Origin of the sequence: Ornithinibacter sp., assembly GCF_035443565.1 — a bacterium.
Taxonomy (GTDB): domain Bacteria; phylum Actinomycetota; class Actinomycetes; order Actinomycetales; family Dermatophilaceae; genus Fodinibacter.
The window spans coordinates 1-1,609 of the sequence record NZ_DAORSO010000325.1 but is presented as its reverse complement, the minus strand read 5'-3'; the positions used below and the strand labels follow the sequence as shown (position 1 = coordinate 1,609).

The window sequence follows — 1,609 nt, the reverse complement described above, 5'->3', positions numbered from 1 at the left end:
TGCAGGTGCTGACCTCGCTCCTGCGCGCCGGGGTGGTCGAGCCCGACGACGGCTCCTCCCTCGAGGACTGGCTCCCCGCCGAGGTCGAGGCAACGACGTCGGATGCCGTTGCGCCACAGCCGCTCCCACGTCTGCTTCCCGATGTGGTCGCTGACGAGGGTGACCTCGGCCCGATCGGCGAGCTGCTCGCCGCGGCTGGCCACCTCGCCCCTGCCCCTTCTGCCCTTGTGGCCCAGGCTGACGAGACGCCGCAGGAGGCTGCCGAGGAGCGGCAACCGGCAGGAAAAGTCGAGCAGTTCATCCGCGGCGAGGGACGGCGCTACGACGAAGGGCCCTTCCAGGTCGCGCTCGACCTGCACGACGGCTTCGCGCTCAACCAGCCCTTGTCGGCGTTCGCCCTGGCCACCCTCGAGATGTTCGACCCCGAGGCCCCCGGCTACGCCCTCGACGTCGTGAGCGTCATCGAGGCCACGCTCGACGACCCGCGCCCGGTCCTCATGGCGCAGCGGTTCGAGGCCCGCGGCGAGGCGGTCGGCGCGATGAAGGCCGAGGGCATGGAGTACGAGGAGCGGATGGACGCCCTCGACGACGTCACCTGGCCGCGCCCGCTCGCCGAGGAGCTCGAGGGGGCGCTGCGCGTCTACCGGCAGCGGCACCCGTGGGTCGACCCGCGCGACCTGTCGCCGAAGTCGGTCGTGCGCGAGATGTACGAGCGGGCCATGACCTTCGGCGAGTTCGTCGCCCACCACAAGCTGTTCCGCGCTGAAGGGGTCGTGCTGCGCTACCTCACCGACGCGTACCGGGCGCTGCGCTCGACCGTGCCGACGTCAGCGCGCACCGAGGAGCTCGACGACATCGTCGAGTGGCTCGGCGAGGTCGTGCGGCACACCGACTCCAGCCTGCTCGACGAGTGGGAGGCCCTGGCCAACCCCGGCGATGACCCGCTCACCGAGGTGCGCACCCCCACCGAGGGCCGGGCCCTGTCGGCCAACCCTCGGGCGCTGCGAGTCATGGTGCGGCAGAGCATGTTCCGCCGGGTCGAGCTGTTGTCGCTTCGTCGGTACGCCGCTCTGGCGGCCCTCGGCGGCAAGCTCTCGGATGCCGCGTGGTCGGCTGCGCACGAGGCCTACCTCGACGACTACGACGACTTCGGCACCGGCCCGCAGGCTCGGGGGCCGGCCCTGCTGCGGATCGACGACTCGGATGCCGAGGTGTGGGTGGTGGAGCAGATCCTCGACGACCCCGAGGGCGACCACGACTGGCGGATCACTGCCGAGCTCGACGTGGCGGCCACCGACGAGGCAGGCGAACTCGTGCTGACCGTCACCGGCCTGGGCCCCACCTGAGCACGCCGAAACCGCACGATCTGAAGGCAAAACTTCTCCGCCATCACAGGGATGACGGAGAAGATCCGCCCGGGCGGAGATATATCTCCGCCAGAGCCAAACAACCCCGACGTCACTGGGATGGCGGAGAAGTTTCAGGGGGTGCCGAGGGGTTTCAAGGGGTGCCGAGGAGTTTCAGGTAGTGCCGGACCCGGTCGCGCAGGCCGGGCCCCAGATGCCCAGCCTGCCCTGGCGCGCAGCCGCCTGGGCCGACCGGTGCTCGG

At 70.9% G+C, this 1,609-nt stretch carries 1 protein-coding gene; it reads left to right on the top strand.

Annotation, left to right across the window (positions count from 1 at the left end; translation table 11 throughout):
* Nucleotides 1–1,346, top strand: a 1,346-nt coding sequence (locus PLL68_RS14915; protein WP_324535438.1) for a DUF3516 domain-containing protein, incomplete at its 5' end; no start/stop codon positions are given.
* Between the last annotated feature and the right edge of the window lie 263 nt (nt 1,347–1,609).